We start from the raw sequence: 646 nt of genomic DNA, 5'->3' as shown, positions 1-646 counted from the left end.
GATTGCGCTGTCCGGCGCGCACGCCGGCGATGTCGGGATGGCGATCGACAACGGTAATATCGCGGCGGCCGAACGCTGCGCGCAGCGCTGGGCGGACATTTTCCCGGACCGGTTCTACATCGAGATCCAACGCTACGGCCAGCCCAACATGGAAAACCATGTGCGCCAGGCGGTGGCGCTGGCATCGCGCCTGAAGCTGCCGGTGGTGGCGACGCATCCGATCCAGTTCCTCAAGCCGGAAGAATTCATCGCGCACGAGGCGCGCACCTGCATCGCCGAAGGCGAAATCCTCGCCAACCCGCGGCGCGTGAAGCGCTTCAACGAGCAGCAGTGCTTCCGGACCCAGGCCGAGATGGCCGAAGCGTTCGCCGACCTGCCGGCAGCGCTGCAGAACTCGGTCGAGATCGCCAAGCGCTGCAACCTGCAGCTGGAACTGGGCAAGCCGAAACTTCCCTTGTTTCCCACGCCGGACGGCATGTCGCTCGACGACTTCCTGGTGCAGCAGGCCAAGGAAGGTCTTGAATTGCGTCTCAGGCAGCTGTATCCGGACGAGGCCAAGCGCGAGCAGAACCGGCCGCGCTACGAGGAGCGCCTGAAGTTCGAGACCGACACCATCATCAAGATGGGCTTCCCGGGCTACTTCCTG

At 64.4% G+C, this 646-nt stretch carries 1 protein-coding gene; it reads left to right on the top strand.

Features of this window, described 5'->3' with window-relative positions:
• A partial coding sequence (locus tag A6M56_RS15240; RefSeq protein WP_502686939.1) for a PHP domain-containing protein occupies positions 1-646 on the top strand: 646 nt, incomplete at both ends.

Source organism: Ralstonia sp. RL, assembly GCF_001683835.1.
Classification (GTDB): domain Bacteria; phylum Pseudomonadota; class Gammaproteobacteria; order Burkholderiales; family Burkholderiaceae; genus Ralstonia; species Ralstonia mannitolilytica.
Note: the sequence above shows the minus strand (reverse complement) of the source record. Positions and strands in the feature narration are given on the sequence as shown.